This window comes from Dickeya zeae NCPPB 2538 (assembly GCF_000406165.1).
In the GTDB taxonomy this organism is placed as follows: Bacteria; Pseudomonadota; Gammaproteobacteria; order Enterobacterales; family Enterobacteriaceae; genus Dickeya; species Dickeya zeae.
On the sequence record NZ_CM001977.1, the window covers coordinates 248365 to 267923 of the forward strand.

The window sequence follows — 19559 nt, forward strand, 5'->3', positions numbered from 1 at the left end:
CCTTTTGTTTTTGGGGCGGTCAGAAGGCGGGCGGGGGTGCTGGACACAGGTGTAGCGCTCCCGGTGGGCTGTAGTCGTGGCAATAGCTTCCTGTATCCGGCGTTTTTCAGCGCGATTTGTGAATAAAACATCCCTCAATAATGACTCAGGATCAGTTAGACTATGACTAACTGTTTACTGGGTATCTAGCGCCATGACGAGTTCTGCCATATCTCTCCAAGCATTTAATTCTTTCTCTTTATCGGCCTTTGCGACAGATGTTGTCACTGTTGAAAATGCAACAGAACTGTTGTCTGAGTGGCAGCGTGCTCGTCAGCATGGGTTGCCAATGCTGATATTGGGAGAAGGGAGCAATATACTCTTCCTTGGGGATTTTCACGGTATCGTCCTTATTAACCGACTCAGGGGCATTGAGGTCGACGAGACCGAATCTGAATGGATGATCCACGTAGGGGCTGGTGAGAACTGGCATCAGTTAGTGGAATATACGTTAGCACATCAGATTGCGGGTTTAGAGAATCTTGCCTTGATTCCAGGATGTGTTGGGTCTGCCCCCATTCAGAATATTGGTGCTTATGGGGTGGATTTAAAACATGTCTGTGCCTATGTCGATGTACTGAATCTTAATACAGGTGAAGTGAACCGACTTAATGCGCAGGAGTGCCGATTTGGGTACCGCGATAGTATTTTTAAACATGAATATCAGGATGGGTTTGCCATTATTGCTGTAGGGCTGTGTCTATCCAAGAATTGGAAACCTATTCTGGAATATGGTGAGCTTACCCGGCTTGATCCAACGACAGTGACATCAAGAGATGTGTTTGATGCTGTATGCCAGATGAGACGAAGTAAATTGCCCGACCCCGCGGTAATAGGGAATGCAGGGAGTTTCTTCAAGAACCCGGTTGTTTCTTCAGCAATTGCTGAGTGCATTATGAAACATTATCCGAATGCACCGTATTACCCCCAACCAACGGGTGATGTAAAACTAGCTGCAGGCTGGTTGATCGATCAATGTGGGTTAAAAGGGTATCAGATAGGTCAGGCTGCTGTGCATGATAAGCAAGCGCTTGTGCTGGTAAATAAAGGTGGTGCAAGCAGTGATGAGTTGATTGCGCTGGCACGCTATGTCAGGAATCAAGTTGCCGCAAAATTTGATGTGTGGCTTGAGCCTGAAGTGCGTTTTATTGCCGCTGAAGGTGAGGTTGATGCGGTGGAGGCGTTGTCGTGAAAGATTATACCGTCCCGTTAAAGCTAATCTCTATTCTTTCTGATGGGGAATTCTACTCGGGAGAATACCTAGGTGAACTGATGGGGATGAGTCGCGCCGCTATCAATAAGCATATCCAGACGATTAGAGAGTGGGGGCTTGATGTATATACGGTAACTGGGAAAGGTTACTCATTTTCCTCTGCGATTCAGTTGCTTGATGCAGAGGAGATCTGCTCAAAAATACCCGACGGTAATATTGCTGTTTTACCTGTTATTGATTCTACCAACCAATATCTTTTGGATCGTCTTGACTCAATATCGTCAGGTGATGCGTGCATTGCCGAGTATCAGCAGGCTGGGCGAGGGCGGCGTGGACGGCAATGGTTTTCTCCTTTTGGCAGTAACCTCTATTTATCCCTATATTGGCGCCTGGAACAAGGACCAGCCGCTGCAGTTGGTGTCAGTCTGGTGATCGGTATCGTTATGGCCGAGGTTCTGCACCAGCTGGGAGCTGAAGGGGTACGAGTAAAATGGCCTAATGATCTGTATCTGAATGACAGGAAGTTGGCTGGCATCCTCGTAGAGTTAAATGGCCGAACAGGTGATGCAGCTCATCTGGTAATTGGTGCGGGCATTAACCTGCGAATGAATTCATCGGGTTCAAATGTGATCAATCAAGAATGGATTAATTTACAGGAGGCCGGAATCGATATTGACCGTAATAGTCTTGCTGTAAAACTTATCACAGAACTACGTACAGCATTGGCGGTTTATGAACAACAAGGATTGGCACCCTTTATTTCTCGCTGGAGTTCACTGGATAATTTTTATAACCGTACAGTGAAGTTAATTGTCGGTAACCGAGAAATAGTTGGGGTTGATAAGGGAATTGATAGCCAAGGCGCACTGCTACTGGAGCAGGATGGTGAAATTCGGTCTTATATCGGCGGTGAAATTTCTTTGCGTGGATGGTAAATAATAGAGGGGCAATATCCCCCTCTATTTTATTTTCTTAAACGAACACACTCGACGGCATGATTAGCACTTTTTGTCATAATCAGACTGGCTCGCTCACGCGTTGGTAATATATTCTGTTGTAAATTCAGCCCATTAATCTCTAACCACAACTGTGAGGCGATGTTAATGGCTTCTTCTTTTGTCAGCTTTGCATAATTGTGGAAGTAAGAATCCGGATTAGTAAAAGCGCCTTCCCTGAATTTCAGAAAACGGTTGATATACCAACTTTTCAGAAGATCTTCCGGTGCATCGACATAAATTGAGAAATCCACAAAGTCGGATACAAAAACACGATGAGGATCGTGAGGATAATCCATTCCGCTTTGTAATACGTTCAGTCCTTCAAGGATCAAAATATCTGGCTGCTCTATAACTTTATTGCAGTCAGGAACAATATCGTAGGTCAAATGTGAATATGTCGGTGCCGTTACCCAAGGGACGCCCGATTTTATTTCAGAGACGAATTTCACCAGACTATGCATGTCGTAAGACTGGGGGAATCCTTTTTTCTTCATCAGATTCTTTTGTTGTAACACTTTATTCGGATGAAGAAAGCCATCGGTAGTAATCAGCTCAACTTTACGATGTTCTGGCCAACGGCTGAGTAATGCCTGTAGCACACGCGCCGTTGTACTTTTCCCTACGGCAACACTGCCAGCAATACCGATGATATAGGGAATTTTCTGCCCGTCGGTTCCCAGAAACTGTTCTAGTACTGCCTGACGCCGTAAGTTGGAGCTGATGTAGAAATTCAGCAGACGAGACAACGGCAGATAAATCTCTGCAACCTCATCTAAAGACAGATCTTCGTTAATGCCCTTGAGCTTGATGATTTCATCTTCAGTCAGGGTTAATGGCACCGAATCTCGTAAGTTGGCCCACTGCTGGCGATTGAATTGAAGATAAGGCGTGGCGAAAGATTGCGCTTTATTAGTCATAAATGTATTTCTGCTTGACGCTACCGGTAAGGAAGGGAAACACAGCCAGGTTTCAGTGCATGAAACTGAGACACCGGAAAGCTGGACAGGTAACAGCCACAGCGTCCTTTCCTGATAATAATTTATCGTCCAGCAGGCAGGTTACCACCATGGGGGTCAGGAAAAGAAGTAAAAATCTGCATCGACCCCGATACCTGTGATAAAGGCATCAGGATGAACAGTATAGAAGCATATGCGCTATACGATGCAAGACTGGAATATGTTCTCGTGCATGTCTATCGGGTGGGTTATCGGGTCGAGATCGCGATGCAGGCGTAAAGTGCATAAAAGTGACTAAATACGTAATCTCATACTCCGGAGTGCCTAAAGAGGAATAATGTTGCTTTTGGGTATGACTTGGGATGAGTAAAGCGCCGACAATGGCAAGCGACATAACATTGAACGAAGACTTGGAAAACCTTATGTTCAGGCGGCTTTCAGTCTGTTTCCTGATGTTTATTTGCACGAATAACTGGCAGTAATGTGAAACAGTATCCGATTTTGTGCAAAATCTAAGCGATAGCGCATTTTGGGCAATTTTTTTGTTGCATAGACCGGTCCCTCTGCCTAGAATGCGCAGCACTTGATGCCGGCTTAGCTCAGTAGGTAGAGCAACTGACTTGTAATCAGTAGGTCGCCAGTTCGATTCCGGCAGCCGGCACCATCAAGTACATACAATCAGGTGGGGTTCCCGAGCGGCCAAAGGGAGCAGACTGTAAATCTGCCGTCACAGACTTCGAAGGTTCGAATCCTTCCCCCACCACCAAATTCGATCCTGGCAACAGGATGCAATCGATGCGGTAGTGATAACAAAACCGAATCGAAAAAAGCAGGGTAACAATATAAAATTGTACCTTGCTTTGATGTTATACAGAGAAATCAGGTAGCCGAGTTCCAGGATGCGGGCATCGTATAATGGCTATTACCTCAGCCTTCCAAGCTGATGATGTGGGTTCGATTCCCACTGCCCGCTCCAATTAGATGTGCTGATATAGCTCAGTTGGTAGAGCGCACCCTTGGTAAGGGTGAGGTCGGCAGTTCGAATCTGCCTATCAGCACCACTTCTTTATTTTCCTCCTGATTTTCTTTCTGTTAAAAGCTCAGCAAGTAATTGCTTGGTTGATGTGGTGATACCACCGATTTATCCGTGTCTTAGAGGGACAATCGATGTCTAAAGAAAAATTTGAACGTACAAAACCGCACGTTAACGTCGGTACTATCGGCCACGTTGACCATGGTAAAACAACGCTGACTGCTGCCATCACTACCGTTCTGGCAAAAACCTACGGTGGTCAGGCTCGTGCATTCGACCAGATCGACAACGCGCCGGAAGAAAAAGCGCGTGGTATCACCATCAACACTTCTCACGTTGAATACGATACCCCGACTCGTCACTACGCGCACGTTGACTGCCCGGGACACGCCGACTACGTGAAAAACATGATCACCGGTGCTGCCCAGATGGACGGCGCGATCCTGGTAGTTGCTGCGACTGACGGCCCGATGCCGCAGACTCGTGAGCACATCCTGCTGGGTCGTCAGGTAGGCGTTCCGTACATCATCGTGTTCCTGAACAAATGTGACATGGTTGATGACGAAGAACTGCTGGAACTGGTTGAGATGGAAGTGCGTGAGCTGCTGTCTCAGTACGACTTCCCGGGCGACGACACGCCGGTAATCCGTGGTTCCGCGCTGAAAGCGCTGGAAGGCGATGCCGAGTGGGAAGCGAAAATCATCGAACTGGCTGAAGCACTGGACAGCTACATTCCGGAACCTGAGCGTGCGATTGACAAGCCGTTCCTGCTGCCGATCGAAGACGTATTCTCTATCTCCGGCCGTGGTACTGTAGTGACCGGTCGTGTAGAGCGCGGCATCATCAAAGTGGGTGAAGAAGTGGAAATCGTGGGTATCAAAGACACCACGAAAACCACCTGCACCGGCGTTGAAATGTTCCGTAAACTGCTGGACGAAGGCCGTGCGGGCGAGAACGTCGGTGTTCTGCTGCGTGGTACCAAACGTGATGAAGTTGAGCGTGGTCAGGTACTGGCTAAACCGGGCTCAATCAAGCCGCACACTCAGTTCGAATCTGAAGTGTACATCCTGAGCAAAGACGAAGGTGGCCGTCATACGCCGTTCTTCAAAGGCTACCGTCCGCAGTTCTACTTCCGTACTACTGACGTGACTGGCACCATCGAACTGCCGGAAGGCGTAGAAATGGTTATGCCTGGCGACAACATCAAGATGGTCGTAAACCTGATCGCGCCGATCGCGATGGACGACGGTCTGCGTTTCGCAATCCGTGAAGGTGGCCGTACTGTAGGCGCCGGCGTGGTTGCTAAAGTTATCGCTTAATTGCTGATAAAATTTGACGCAACATGCGGTAAAAGGGCATCATTTGATGCCCTTTTTCTACGCTCTTGTCGTAGAACCTATCTCATCAGCGATTGTGCAGTATAATCATTGGTGAGATGGGCTCTGTGTAAGCGGTGTGAGTCCCGGATAGCTTGAGGTTAGAACGCATCCGGTCTGGTTTGCCCTTACGGCAGGGCAAAATTATTTGTCTGAATCTAGTGACAGGTTGGTTTATGAGTGCGAATACCGAAGCTCAGGAGAGCGGGCGTGGTCTCGAGGCGCTGAAATGGCTGGTCGTTGCAGTATTACTGATCGCGGCAATTGTAGGTAACTATTACTACCGTGAATTCAGCTTGCCTTTGCGCGCGCTGGCTGTCGTTGTTTTAATTGCTGCTGCAGGCGGCGTGGCATTGCTGACGACGAAAGGCAAAGCAACGGTGTTGTTTGCGCGTGAAGCCCGGACCGAAGTTCGCAAGGTGATCTGGCCGACCCGACAGGAAACGTTGCACACCACTCTGATCGTTGCTGCTGTAACTGCCGTTATGTCGCTGATTTTATGGGGACTGGATGGCATTCTGGTGCGTCTGGTATCGTTCATTACTGGCCTGAGGTTCTAAGATGTCTGAAGCTCCAAAGAAACGTTGGTACGTCGTTCAGGCGTTTTCTGGCTTTGAAGGTCGCGTAGCGCAGTCTTTGCGTGAGCATATCAAACTCCATAGCATGGAAGACCACTTTGGCGAGGTCATGGTACCGACTGAGGAAGTGGTTGAAATTCGTGGTGGCCAGCGCCGTAAGAGTGAACGTAAATTCTTCCCAGGCTATGTATTGGTACAGATGGTGATGGACGATGCCAGCTGGCATTTGGTCCGCAGTGTCCCTCGTGTTATGGGATTCATCGGGGGAACCTCCGATCGTCCTGCACCAATCAGCGATAAAGAAGTCGACGCTATCATGAATCGTCTGCAGCAGGTGGGCGATAAGCCACGGCCGAAGACGCTGTTCGAGCCAGGCGAAATGGTACGTGTCAACGATGGCCCGTTTGCCGATTTCAACGGTGTGGTGGAAGAAGTCGATTACGAGAAGAGCCGCCTGAAGGTTTCTGTATCTATCTTTGGCCGTGCAACCCCTGTTGAGCTGGATTTCAGCCAGGTGGAAAAAGGCTAATTATTGCCTGAGTTCGATACTTGTATCCGGCGCGAAATTGACCTACAATTTCGCGCCTTTGTTTTATGCGTCTTTAAGACGTGTAACATGTTTATAAAACGCGGGGAGCTTCTTTGCGAAGCGTTATTACCCATTAGAGGAAAGTTAAATGGCCAAGAAAGTACAAGCCTATGTCAAGCTGCAGGTTGCAGCTGGTATGGCTAACCCGAGCCCGCCAGTCGGTCCGGCTCTGGGTCAGCAGGGTGTTAACATCATGGAATTCTGTAAGGCATTCAACGCCAAGACAGAAAGCCTGGAAAAGGGTCTGCCGATTCCGGTTGTTATCACTGTTTACGCCGACCGTTCCTTCACTTTCGTTACCAAAACTCCGCCGGCATCTGTACTGCTGAAAAAAGCAGCTGGCATTAAGTCTGGTTCCGGTAAGCCGAACAAAGACAAAGTGGGTAAAGTGACCCGTGCTCAGGTTCTGGAAATCGCCCAGACCAAAGCAGCGGACATGACGGGTGCCAGCGTGGAAGCCATGGCGCGTTCCATCGAAGGTACTGCTCGTTCCATGGGCCTGGTAGTGGAGGACTAAGAAATGGCTAAGCTGACCAAGCGCATGCGCGTGATCCGTGAAAAAGTTGATGTAACCAAACAGTATGACATCAACGAAGCCGTTGCCCTGCTCAAAGAGCTGGCCACTGCTAAATTTGTTGAAAGTGTTGACGTTGCCGTAAACCTGGGCATCGACGCACGTAAATCTGACCAGAACGTCCGTGGCGCAACTGTACTGCCGCACGGTACTGGCCGTTCCGTTCGCGTTGCCGTATTTACCCAAGGCGCAAACGCTGAAGCTGCTAAAGCAGCCGGCGCTGAGCTGGTAGGTATGGAAGATCTGGCTGACCAGATCAAGAAAGGCGAAATGAACTTTGACGTTGTTATTGCTTCTCCGGATGCAATGCGCGTTGTTGGCCAGTTGGGTCAGGTTCTGGGTCCGCGTGGCCTGATGCCGAACCCGAAAGTCGGTACTGTAACCCCGAACGTTGCTGAAGCAGTGAAAAATGCTAAAGCAGGTCAGGTTCGTTACCGTAACGACAAGAACGGTATCATCCACACCACCATCGGTAAGGTTGATTTCGACGCTGACAAACTGAAAGAAAACCTGGAAGCTCTGCTGATTGCGCTGAAAAAAGCAAAACCGGCTCAGGCTAAAGGCGTGTACATCAAGAAAATTAGCATCTCCACTACCATGGGTGCTGGTGTTGCCATCGATCAGAGCGGTCTGAACGCAGTCGCTAACTGATAGCTTTTGTTCCTCTTTACCCGGGCGAGAGATTTCTTTATAATCTTACGCCCGTTGTTCTGTAAATGAACAAGAGACGATTTTTTCGGTTGGAGCCTGGCCTATCCAGGCCTCCGTCCAAGACCGCAGGTGTTTCGTCAGAAACTTAATTTTCCTGCGTAGACGGTGACAGAGCCTAAAGAACATTTTTATTCTTTTTTAAAGAATAGTCCTGCTGGATTCTGCTCACCGTGTTTTAACGCCTGTCTACTAAGTTGGTGGCGGGTGAAGTGAGTTCCGGAAATTTTTTCCGGCTAAATCCAGGAGCAAAAGCTAATGGCATTAAATCTTCAAGACAAACAAGCGATTGTTGCTGAAGTCAGCGAAGTTGCCAAAGGCGCGCTGTCTGCGGTAGTTGCGGATTCCCGCGGCGTTACCGTAGATAAAATGACTGAACTGCGTAAAGCAGGTCGTGAAGCTGGCGTATACATGCGTGTTGTTCGTAACACCCTGCTGCGCCGCGTCGTTGAAGGCACTCAATTCGAATGCCTGAAAGACACGTTTGTTGGTCCGACCCTGATTGCATACTCGATGGAACACCCGGGCGCAGCTGCTCGTCTGTTCAAAGAGTTCGCGAAAGCGAATGCAAAATTTGAGGTCAAAGCGGCAGCCTTTGAAGGTGAGTTGATTCCGGCGGCTCAAATTGACCGTCTGGCTACTCTGCCGACTTACGAAGAAGCAATTGCACGCCTGATGGCGACCATGAAAGAAGCCTCTGCAGGCAAACTGGTCCGCACTCTGGCTGCTGTTCGCGATCAGAAAGAAGCCGCGTAATCGCGCTTTTCCTGTTATCGCATTTGCTAACGTATAAACTTTTTCTGATTGTTAGGAACAATTGTTATGTCTATCACTAAAGATCAAATCATTGAAGCAGTAGCCGCTATGTCTGTAATGGACGTTGTTGAGCTGATCTCTGCAATGGAAGAAAAATTCGGCGTTTCTGCTGCTGCCGCTGTTGCTGTAGCTGCTTCTGGCCCGGCTGAAGCTGCTGAAGAGAAAACTGAGTTCGACGTTATCCTGAAAGCTGTTGGCGCTAACAAAGTTGCTGTTATCAAAGCAGTACGTGGCGCAACTGGTCTGGGTCTGAAAGAAGCTAAAGACCTGGTTGAATCTGCTCCGGCTGCCCTGAAAGAAGGCGTGAGCAAAGATGACGCTGAAGCTCTGAAGAAATCTCTGGAAGAAGCTGGCGCTGAAGTTGAAGTTAAATAAGCCAACCCTTCCGGTTGCAGCCTGAGTCATCAGGCTGATGGCTGGTGACTTTTTGGTCACCAGCCTTTTTGCGCTGTAGGGTGCCGGTAGCGTTTCACACTGTTTGACTGCCGGTTTCCCATCAATGCTTGTTTCTATCGACGACTTAATATACTGCGCCAGAGCAGTCTGTTCTGTGTAAAGCGCAATGAAATGGTTTAAGAGTGATAGAAACAGGTATTGCGGAATGTGTTCCATATTCCGATCGACATAAATGGTGTTGCATGAACCGTCCTTATCAGGGCGGACAAAGTGGGTCGACTTGTCAGCGAGCTGAGGAACCCTATGGTTTACTCCTATACCGAGAAAAAACGTATTCGTAAGGATTTTGGGAAACGTCCACAAGTTTTGGATATCCCATATCTCCTTTCTATCCAGCTTGACTCGTTCCAGAAGTTCATCGAGCAAGATCCGGAAGGTCAGTATGGTCTGGAAGCTGCATTCCGTTCCGTATTCCCTATCTCAAGTTACAGCGGCAGCTCTGAACTGCAATATGTCAGCTACCGTCTGGGTGAGCCGGTATTTGACGTACAAGAGTGTCAAATCCGTGGCGTTACCTACTCCGCGCCGCTGCGCGTAAAACTGCGTCTGGTGATCTACGAGCGCGAAGCGCCGGAAGGCACCGTTAAAGACATCAAAGAACAAGAAGTGTACATGGGCGAAATTCCGCTCATGACCGACAACGGTACCTTTGTTATCAATGGTACTGAGCGTGTTATCGTTTCTCAGTTACATCGTAGTCCTGGCGTCTTCTTTGACAGCGATAAGGGTAAAACCCACTCTTCCGGTAAGGTGCTGTATAACGCACGTATTATTCCTTACCGTGGTTCCTGGCTGGACTTTGAATTCGACCCGAAAGACAACCTGTTTGTCCGTATTGACCGTCGCCGTAAACTGCCGGCTACCATCATTCTGCGCGCATTGAATTACTCCACCGAAGAAATTCTGGACCTGTTCTTCGATAAAGTGGTGTATGAAATCCACAACAACAAGTTGCAGATGGAATTGGTGCCGGAACGTCTGCGTGGCGAAACCGCCTCGTTCGACATCGAAGCCGACGGTAAAGTCTACGTTGAAAAAGGCCGTCGTATCACCGCGCGCCATATCCGTCAGTTGGAAAAAGACGGTATCGAACGTATCGAAGTACCGGTTGAATACATCGCAGGCAAAGTGCTGGCGAAAGACTATGTGGATGAAAGCACCGGTGAAGTGATCGCTATGGCGAACATGGAGCTGTCGCTGGATCTGCTGGCTAAGCTGAGTCAGTCTGGTCACAAGCGTATTGAAACGCTGTTCACCAACGATCTGGACCACGGCCCGTACATGTCCGAGACCGTGCGTGTTGACCCAACCAACGATCGCCTGAGCGCACTGGTTGAGATCTACCGCATGATGCGTCCTGGCGAGCCGCCGACACGCGAAGCTGCTGAAACCCTGTTCGAAAATCTGTTCTTCTCTGAAGATCGTTACGATCTGTCCGCGGTTGGCCGTATGAAGTTCAACCGTTCGCTGCTGCGCGAAGAGATTGAAGGCTCTGGCATTCTGAGCAAGGCAGACATTATCGATGTGATGAAAAAACTCATCGATATTCGTAACGGTAAGGGTGAAGTCGACGATATCGACCATCTGGGCAACCGTCGTATCCGTTCTGTCGGTGAAATGGCGGAAAACCAATTCCGCGTTGGTCTGGTGCGTGTTGAGCGTGCGGTGAAAGAGCGTCTGTCTTTGGGCGACCTGGATACGCTGATGCCGCAGGACATGATCAATGCCAAACCGATTTCTGCGGCGGTGAAAGAGTTCTTCGGTTCCAGCCAGCTGTCTCAGTTTATGGACCAGAACAACCCGCTGTCTGAGATTACGCATAAACGCCGTATCTCCGCTCTCGGCCCTGGCGGTTTGACCCGTGAACGTGCTGGCTTCGAAGTACGTGACGTACACCCGACTCACTACGGTCGTGTATGTCCTATCGAAACGCCGGAAGGTCCGAACATCGGTCTTATCAACTCGCTGTCCGTGTATGCACAGACTAACGAGTATGGTTTCCTGGAAACCCCGTACCGCCGTGTACGCGATGGCGTGGTCACTGACGAAATTCATTACCTGTCGGCTATCGAAGAAGGCAACTACGTTATTGCTCAGGCGAACACCAACCTGGATGACGAAGGCCACTTCATCGATGAACTGGTTACCTGCCGTAGCAAAGGCGAATCCAGCTTGTTCAGCCGTGATCAGGTTGACTACATGGACGTTTCCACCCAACAGGTGGTCTCCGTCGGTGCTTCACTGATCCCGTTCCTGGAACACGATGACGCCAACCGCGCCCTGATGGGTGCGAACATGCAACGTCAGGCGGTTCCGACCCTGCGTGCTGACAAGCCGCTGGTTGGTACCGGTATGGAACGTGCTGTTGCCGTTGACTCCGGTGTAACTGCGGTTGCTAAACGCGGTGGTATCGTGCAGTACGTCGATGCTTCTCGTATCGTTATCAAAGTTAACGAAGAAGAGATGTATCCGGGCGAAGCAGGTATCGATATCTACAACCTGACCAAATACACCCGTTCCAACCAGAACACCTGTATCAACCAGATGCCATGTGTGTCACTGGGTGAGCCGGTTGAACGTGGCGATGTGTTGGCTGACGGTCCGTCTACCGACCTCGGTGAACTGGCGCTGGGTCAGAACATGCGCGTAGCGTTCATGCCGTGGAACGGTTACAACTTCGAAGACTCCATCCTCGTTTCCGAGCGTGTAGTACAGGAAGACCGTTTTACCACTATCCACATTCAGGAACTGGCGTGTGTGTCCCGTGACACCAAGCTGGGGCCAGAAGAGATCACTGCTGATATCCCGAACGTGGGTGAAGCGGCGCTCTCCAAGCTGGATGAATCCGGTATCGTTTACATCGGTGCGGAAGTCACCGGTGGCGATATTCTGGTCGGTAAAGTGACGCCGAAAGGCGAAACTCAGCTGACGCCGGAAGAGAAACTGTTGCGTGCGATCTTCGGTGAGAAGGCATCTGACGTAAAAGACTCTTCTCTGCGTGTGCCGAACGGCGTTTCCGGTACGGTTATCGACGTACAAGTCTTTACCCGCGATGGCGTGGAAAAAGACAAACGTGCGCTGGAAATCGAAGAAATGCAGCTCAAGCAGGCCAAGAAAGACCTGACTGAAGAACTGCAGATTCTGGAAGCCGGTCTGTTTGCCCGTATCCATGATGTGCTGGTTGCCGGTGGCGTTGAAGCCGACAAACTGGACAAGCTGCCGCGCGAGCGTTGGCTGGAACTGGGTCTGACCGACGAAGAGAAGCAGAATCAGCTGGAGCAGTTGGCTGAGCAGTACGACGAGCTGAAACACGAATTCGAGAAGAAACTCGAAGCCAAACGTCGCAAAATCACCCAGGGTGATGATCTGGCACCGGGCGTGCTGAAGATCGTTAAGGTGTATCTGGCGGTCAAACGTCAGATCCAGCCGGGTGACAAGATGGCAGGTCGTCACGGTAACAAGGGTGTTATCTCCAAGATCAACCCGATCGAAGATATGCCTTACGATGAGAACGGCACGCCGGTCGACATCGTACTGAACCCGCTGGGCGTACCATCACGTATGAACATCGGTCAGATTCTGGAAACCCACCTGGGTATGGCAGCGAAAGGCATCGGTGACAAGATCAACGCCATGCTCAAGCAGCATCAGGAAGTGGCCAAACTGCGTGAGTTCATCCAGCGCGCTTATGACCTGGGCAACGACGTACGCCAGAAAGTTGACCTGAACACCTTCAGCGATGAAGAAGTTCTGCGTCTGGCAGAGAATCTGAAGAAAGGTATGCCGATCGCCACGCCGGTGTTCGACGGTGCCAAGGAAAACGAGATCAAAGAGTTGCTGAAACTCGGCGATCTGCCGACTTCCGGTCAGATTACGTTGTTCGACGGCCGTACTGGCGAGCAGTTCGAGCGTCCTGTTACCGTGGGCTACATGTACATGCTGAAACTGAACCACTTGGTTGATGACAAGATGCATGCCCGTTCAACCGGCTCTTACAGCCTGGTTACCCAGCAGCCGTTGGGTGGTAAGGCGCAGTTCGGTGGTCAGCGCTTCGGTGAGATGGAAGTGTGGGCGCTGGAAGCTTACGGCGCAGCCTATACCCTGCAGGAAATGCTGACGGTGAAATCCGATGACGTGAACGGCCGTACCAAGATGTACAAAAACATCGTGGATGGCGATCACCGGATGGAACCGGGTATGCCGGAGTCCTTCAACGTATTGTTGAAAGAAATCCGCTCCCTGGGTATCAACATCGAGCTGGAAGAAGAGTAATCCCAGCCCGATAGCGCTGCGAGCATTCGTTACAGGGGCACCTGAACCATGTTGTTAACAGCAAGGTTTAGGTGCCTGACAGGTCTAACTCCGACAGGAGCCAATCCGTGAAAGACTTATTAAAGTTTCTGAAAGCGCAAACTAAAACCGAAGAGTTTGATGCGATCAAAATTGCTCTGGCCTCGCCAGACATGATCCGTTCCTGGTCTTTTGGTGAAGTAAAAAAGCCAGAAACCATTAACTACCGTACGTTCAAACCAGAACGTGACGGTCTGTTCTGCGCCCGTATCTTTGGGCCGGTAAAAGACTATGAGTGCCTGTGCGGTAAGTACAAGCGCCTGAAACACCGTGGCGTGATTTGTGAGAAGTGCGGCGTTGAAGTGACCCAGACTAAAGTGCGTCGTGAGCGCATGGGCCACATCGAGCTGGCCTCTCCGACCGCTCATATCTGGTTTTTGAAATCGCTGCCGTCTCGTATCGGTTTGCTGCTGGATATGCCGCTGCGTGATATCGAACGTGTCCTTTACTTCGAATCTTACGTGGTGATCGAAGGCGGGATGACCAACCTGGAACGCCGCCAGATCCTGACCGAAGAACAGTATCTGGACGCGCTGGAAGAGTTTGGTGACGAGTTCGACGCCAAGATGGGTGCCGAGGCTATCCAGGCTCTGCTGAAAAACATGGATCTGGAGCAGGAATGCGAACAGCTGCGTGAAGAGCTGAACGAAACCAACTCCGAGACCAAACGTAAGAAACTGACCAAACGCATCAAGCTGCTGGAAGCGTTCGTACAGTCTGGCAACAAGCCGGAGTGGATGATCCTGACTGTGCTGCCGGTGCTGCCGCCGGACCTGCGTCCGCTGGTACCGCTGGATGGCGGTCGTTTCGCGACTTCCGATCTGAACGATCTGTATCGCCGCGTGATTAACCGTAACAACCGTTTGAAGCGTCTGTTGGATCTGGCTGCGCCCGATATCATCGTACGTAACGAAAAACGTATGTTGCAGGAAGCGGTGGATGCGCTGCTGGATAACGGCCGTCGCGGTCGTGCCATCACCGGTTCTAACAAGCGTCCGCTGAAATCTTTGGCCGATATGATCAAAGGTAAGCAGGGTCGTTTCCGTCAGAACCTGCTCGGTAAGCGTGTGGACTACTCCGGTCGTTCTGTTATCACCGTAGGTCCGTACCTGCGTCTGCATCAGTGCGGTCTGCCGAAGAAAATGGCGCTGGAACTGTTCAAACCGTTTATCTACGGCAAGCTGGAACTGCGTGGTCTTGCTACCACCATCAAAGCTGCCAAGAAGATGGTAGAACGCGAAGAAGCAGTAGTATGGGATATCCTGGATGAAGTTATCCGCGAACACCCGGTACTGCTGAACCGTGCACCGACGCTGCACCGTTTGGGTATTCAGGCGTTCGAACCGGTTCTGATCGAAGGTAAAGCGATTCAGTTGCACCCGTTGGTGTGTGCGGCCTATAACGCCGACTTCGACGGTGACCAGATGGCTGTTCACGTACCGCTGACGCTGGAAGCCCAGCTCGAAGCGCGTGCGCTGATGATGTCCACCAACAACATCCTGTCGCCAGCGAACGGTGAGCCGATTATCGTTCCGTCTCAGGACGTGGTATTGGGTCTGTACTACATGACCCGTGACTGTGTTAACGCCAAAGGCGAAGGCATGGTGCTGACTGGTCCGAAAGAAGCTGAACGCATTTATCGTGCAGGTCTGGCTTCGCTGCATGCGCGTGTAAAAGTGCGTATTACTGAGCATCAGAAGAATGCACAGGGCGAGTGGACGCAGAAAACCAGCCTGATCGACACTACCGTAGGTCGTGCGATTCTGTGGATGATCGTGCCGAAAGGTCTGCCTTATTCCATCGTCAACCAGGCGTTGGGTAAGAAAGCAATCTCCAAGATGCTGAACACCTGCTACCGCGTATTGGGTCTGAAACCGACTGTTATTTTTGCCGACCAGATCATGTACACCGGTTTTGCCTACGCGGCGCGTTCCGGTTCTTCCGTTGGTATCGACGATATGGTGATCCCGGCGAAGAAAGTGGAAATCATCAGCGAAGCGGAAGCCGAAGTTGCCGAGATTCAGGAACAGTTCCAGTCTGGTCTGGTTACCGCGGGCGAACGCTACAACAAAGTTATCGACATTTGGGCTGCGGCGAACGAGCGCGTGGCCAAAGCGATGATGGAAAACCTCTCTACCGAAACCGTTATCAACCGTAACGGCGAAGAAGAGAAACAGGTGTCCTTCAACAGCATCTTTATGATGGCCGACTCCGGTGCGCGTGGTTCTGCGGCACAGATTCGTCAGCTGGCGGGGATGCGTGGTCTGATGGCGAAGCCGGATGGCTCCATCATCGAAACGCCGATCACCGCGAACTTCCGTGAAGGTCTGAACGTACTCCAGTACTTCATCTCCACGCACGGTGCGCGTAAAGGTCTGGCGGATACCGCACTGAAAACGGCGAACTCCGGTTACCTGACCCGTCGTCTGGTTGACGTAGCGCAGGACCTGGTGGTGACCGAGGATGATTGCGGTACCCACGAAGGCATCATGATGACGCCGGTTATCGAAGGTGGCGACGTGAAAGAGCCGCTGCGTGAGCGCGTACTGGGCCGTGTGACGGCAGAAGACGTGCTGAAACCGGGTACGGCAGACATTCTGGTTCCGCGCAATACGCTGCTGAACGAGAAATGGTGTGACCTGCTGGAAGAAAACTCAGTTGATGCGTTGAAAGTACGCTCTGTTGTAGGTTGTGAAACCGACTTCGGTGTGTGTGCTAAGTGCTACGGTCGCGACCTGGCGCGTGGCCATATCATCAACAAGGGTGAGGCTATCGGGGTTATCGCGGCACAGTCCATCGGTGAACCGGGTACCCAGCTGACGATGCGTACCTTCCACATCGGTGGTGCGGCATCGCGTGCGGCAGCAGAATCCAGCATTCAGGTGAAAAACAAGGGTACGTTGCGACTGAGCAATGCCAAGTTCGTTATGAACAACGCCGGTAAGCTGGTCATCACCTCGCGTAACACCGAGCTGAAACTGATCGACGAATTCGGCCGTACCAAAGAAAGCTATAAAGTGCCTTACGGTGCGGTCATGGCGAAAGGGAACGGTGACGATGTCGCGGGCGGTGAAACTGTCGCGAACTGGGATCCGCATACCATGCCGGTTATCACCGAAGTGGGCGGTAGCATTCGCTTTACCGACATGATCGACGGCCAGACGATTACTCGTCAGACCGACGAACTGACCGGTCTGTCTTCTATCGTGGTTCTGGACAGTGCAGAACGTACCGGTGGTGGTAAAGATCTGCGTCCGGCACTGAGAATCGTTGATGCTAACGGCAATGACGTACTGATTCCGGGCACCGATATGCCGGCACAGTACTTCCTGCCAGGTAAAGCGATTGTCCAGTTGGAAGACGGTACACAGATCGGCGCGGGTGATACCCTGGCGCGTATTCCGCAGGAATCCGGCGGTACCAAGGATATTACCGGTGGTCTGCCGCGCGTTGCTGACTTGTTTGAAGCACGTCGTCCGAAAGAGCCTGCAATCCTGGCGGAAGTCAGCGGTGTGGTATCCTTCGGTAAAGAAACCAAAGGCAAACGTCGTCTGGTGATTACGCCGGTTGATGGCAGCGAACCGTACGAAGAGATGATTCCGAAGTGGCGTCAGCTCAACGTGTTCGAAGGTGAACGTGTGGAACGTGGTGACGTGATCTCCGATGGTCCAGAGTCTCCGCACGATATCCTGCGTCTGCGTGGCGTACATGCGGTAACCCGTTACATCACCAACGAAGTGCAGGAAGTTTACCGACTGCAGGGCGTTAAGATTAACGATAAACACATCGAAGTTATCGTTCGTCAGATGCTGCGTAAAGGCACCATCGTCAATCCGGGTAGCTCTGAGTTCCTGGAAGGCGAGCAGGTGGAAATGTCGCGCATCAAGATCGCCAATCGTCAGTTGGAAGCGGACGGCAAGATTGCGGCAACGTATAGCCGTGACCTGCTGGGTATCACCAAGGCGTCTCTGGCTACCGAATCCTTCATCTCCGCGGCATCGTTCCAGGAAACGACTCGCGTACTGACGGAAGCGGCGGTTGCGGGTAAACGTGATGAGCTGCGTGGCCTGAAAGAAAACGTCATCGTGGGTCGACTGATCCCGGCCGGTACCGGTTATGCATACCATCAGGATCGTATGCGTCGCCGTCAGGCAGGTGAACAGCCGGTTACACCGCAGGTGAGTGCTGAAGAAGCCTCTGCCAACCTGGCTGAGTTGCTGAACGCTGGTCTGGGTGGTAGCGACGACGAATAATCGTCACTTCCCCCGATAATAAAAAACCGTACCTTAGCGATAAGGTGCGGTTTTTTTTATATTCTTATTTCACACCGGAAGCTTTTATTCGTGCCCGTGATTGTTTAACAATAGCTCGATGTGACATTCAGTCGACCGGGCCGTCACAGGTGACGTTAAAAAACGCTTTCAGCGTTTTGTGATTCGTTCCACCTGATGGTGGAACTCACCCTACGGGCCGTCGCAGGCGACGTTAAAAAACGCTTTCAGCGTTTTGTGACTCGTTCCACCTGACGGCGGAACTCACCCTACGGGCCGTCACAGGTGACGTTAAAAAACGCTTTCAGCGTTTTTTTGGATGCGGGGAAAAGACATAATTGCGTTATAACATCAGCATGGCAGTTTCATAAGGAATGTCCGATGCGATTTAACACAGCGCTTTCAGGCATCATTCTGGTTTTGTTGTCCGGCAGTGCATTTAGCGCAGGAGAGATGCCTTCCGGTTATCCGACTCCGGTGCAGAAGGTATTCCGGCACTGGCAGATAACGTGCAACAACCTGAATGATTGCGATATCAGGAATAATGACCCGTATCTGCGTGTAACGCTAAAGCGTGAAGCTGGCGCTCAGGGCAAAATCTCATTGGACTTCGATCTGGCTGATAAACGTCAGGCGCTGTATCTCGATGGTACCCGTTTCCCGTTGACGCAGCCTGCCTGGCAGACTGATGAGGAAGAGGGTGCGTACTATGTTCATACTGATCAACTGGATGTGGTTCAGCAGTTCATACTGGCAGCTAAAAACGCTAAACGGTTGTCATTGTCTGAACGTGGCGGCAGTCAGAGTAATAATCAGGAAGAGTCTATCTCGCTTAATGGCCTGAATGCAGCGTTATTACTGGCTGATGAACGACAAGGGCGTTTGAATAATCGCAGTGCATTATTACAGGTCGGTACTGGTGATGTGTCGCTGGTTCCCCCGATACCGGTGGGGCAGGAAATTAGCCCCGCCTATACCCAGCCTCCGCCACTGGCTAATGCCAAAGTATTGATAAATGGTGTCATTAACGCCAAAAAGACGCTACTGGAAGAGGAAGACTGTGGGCTCAGTAAAGAGGCCCGTCAGCTCAGTGAGGCGGAACCTCTGACTAACGAACTGGCGCTGGTGATGCTCAATTGTGGTATGGGGGCCTATCAGTCCTCCAGCATGCTGTTTGTTACGCCACGCAATAACCCGCAAGCGGCGCAGTTGCTGGAATTGCCCCGACCTATTCGCACGGTGGAAAGCCGGGAAGAAAAAATCCGCTGGTTTACCGAAGTGGACTACGACCCGGAAAGCGGTATGTTGTATCACTCCGCGAAAGGACGGGGTATTGCCGACTGCGGTGAAAGCGCGCAGTGGGTGTTTGACGGTAAGACTTTCCAGCTTGTGGCTTACAACTATCAGCCTGAATGTAACGGTGGGCAGCCGGGAGACTGGCCGTCCGTGTGGGCGATGCCGGGCTACCCAACCGAGTAGCCCGACACGATGTTGACAGCCAGCGTGGTTTCCTCTCCCCCACGCTGGCCTGGCGGCGGCGGAACCGATGGTTGGCTCCGGTTCCGGCTGTATCAGCCCGTGCACTGTAGCAACCATCCGTCT

The 19559-nt window shown here is 51.2% G+C and carries 13 protein-coding genes and 4 tRNA genes; 16 read left to right on the forward strand and 1 reads right to left on the reverse strand.

Annotated features, from left to right (window positions below):
- The first annotated feature begins 193 nt into the window (after positions 1 to 193).
- Positions 194 to 1231, forward strand: coding sequence for a UDP-N-acetylmuramate dehydrogenase (gene murB / locus DZE2538_RS01140; RefSeq protein ID WP_038915384.1), 1038 nt, complete (start codon positions 194 to 196; stop codon positions 1229 to 1231).
- Positions 1228 to 2187 (forward strand): bifunctional biotin--[acetyl-CoA-carboxylase] ligase/biotin operon repressor BirA, encoded by a 960-nt coding sequence (gene birA, locus DZE2538_RS01145; RefSeq protein ID WP_038915386.1) that lies wholly within the window; start codon positions 1228 to 1230, stop codon positions 2185 to 2187. Before murB ends, birA begins: the two co-directional genes overlap by 4 nt.
- A 29-nt stretch (positions 2188 to 2216) precedes the next feature.
- On the opposite strand, the gene coaA is transcribed toward birA, so the two are convergent.
- On the reverse strand, positions 2217 to 3167 hold the full coding sequence (coaA, locus tag DZE2538_RS01150; protein ID WP_019846592.1) for a type I pantothenate kinase: 951 nt from the start codon (positions 3165 to 3167) through the stop codon (positions 2217 to 2219).
- A 627-nt stretch (positions 3168 to 3794) separates the two neighbouring features.
- Between coaA and DZE2538_RS01155 the strand changes: the two genes are divergently transcribed.
- The 14 genes from DZE2538_RS01155 (at position 3795) to DZE2538_RS01220 (ending at position 19436) form a co-directional block, all read left to right on the forward strand.
- A tRNA-Thr gene (locus tag DZE2538_RS01155) sits at positions 3795 to 3870 on the forward strand.
- Between the two features lie 17 nt (positions 3871 to 3887).
- A tRNA-Tyr gene (locus tag DZE2538_RS01160) sits at positions 3888 to 3972 on the forward strand.
- A gap of 135 nt (positions 3973 to 4107) precedes the next feature.
- Positions 4108 to 4182 (forward strand) — tRNA-Gly (locus DZE2538_RS01165).
- Between the two features lie 9 nt (positions 4183 to 4191).
- Positions 4192 to 4267 (forward strand) — tRNA-Thr (locus tag DZE2538_RS01170).
- A gap of 106 nt (positions 4268 to 4373) precedes the next feature.
- Positions 4374 to 5558: an elongation factor Tu gene (gene tuf, locus DZE2538_RS01175; RefSeq protein ID WP_012882957.1), complete on the forward strand. Its 1185-nt coding sequence runs from the start codon at positions 4374 to 4376 to the stop codon at positions 5556 to 5558.
- Between the two features lie 233 nt (positions 5559 to 5791).
- Positions 5792 to 6175: a preprotein translocase subunit SecE gene (gene secE, locus DZE2538_RS01180; RefSeq protein WP_013315920.1), complete on the forward strand. Its 384-nt coding sequence runs from the start codon at positions 5792 to 5794 to the stop codon at positions 6173 to 6175.
- A gap of 1 nt (position 6176) precedes the next feature.
- On the forward strand, positions 6177 to 6722 hold the full coding sequence (gene nusG, locus DZE2538_RS01185; RefSeq protein ID WP_012882959.1) for a transcription termination/antitermination protein NusG: 546 nt from the start codon (positions 6177 to 6179) through the stop codon (positions 6720 to 6722).
- A gap of 148 nt (positions 6723 to 6870) precedes the next feature.
- Entirely contained in the window at positions 6871 to 7299 is a 429-nt protein-coding gene (gene rplK / locus DZE2538_RS01190) for a 50S ribosomal protein L11 (RefSeq protein ID WP_016943875.1), read from the forward strand.
- Between the two features lie 3 nt (positions 7300 to 7302).
- Positions 7303 to 8007, forward strand: coding sequence for a 50S ribosomal protein L1 (gene rplA, locus DZE2538_RS01195; RefSeq protein WP_019846593.1), 705 nt, complete (start codon positions 7303 to 7305; stop codon positions 8005 to 8007).
- A 315-nt stretch (positions 8008 to 8322) separates the two neighbouring features.
- Positions 8323 to 8820 (forward strand): 50S ribosomal protein L10, encoded by a 498-nt coding sequence (gene rplJ, locus DZE2538_RS01200; RefSeq protein ID WP_012882962.1) that lies wholly within the window; start codon positions 8323 to 8325, stop codon positions 8818 to 8820.
- 66 nt (positions 8821 to 8886) lie between these two features.
- Positions 8887 to 9255 (forward strand): 50S ribosomal protein L7/L12, encoded by a 369-nt coding sequence (gene rplL, locus DZE2538_RS01205; protein WP_016943873.1) that lies wholly within the window; start codon positions 8887 to 8889, stop codon positions 9253 to 9255.
- Between the two features lie 324 nt (positions 9256 to 9579).
- The gene (gene rpoB, locus DZE2538_RS01210) at positions 9580 to 13608 is read left to right on the forward strand and encodes a DNA-directed RNA polymerase subunit beta (RefSeq protein ID WP_038915387.1); all 4029 of its coding nucleotides are present in this window, start codon (positions 9580 to 9582) and stop codon (positions 13606 to 13608) included.
- A gap of 107 nt (positions 13609 to 13715) precedes the next feature.
- Positions 13716 to 17939: a DNA-directed RNA polymerase subunit beta' gene (rpoC, locus tag DZE2538_RS01215; protein WP_019846595.1), complete on the forward strand. Its 4224-nt coding sequence runs from the start codon at positions 13716 to 13718 to the stop codon at positions 17937 to 17939.
- Positions 17940 to 18338: 399 nt separating this feature from the next.
- Positions 18339 to 19436 (forward strand): DUF1176 domain-containing protein, encoded by a 1098-nt coding sequence (locus tag DZE2538_RS01220; RefSeq protein ID WP_019846596.1) that lies wholly within the window; start codon positions 18339 to 18341, stop codon positions 19434 to 19436.
- Positions 19437 to 19559 lie beyond the last annotated feature (123 nt).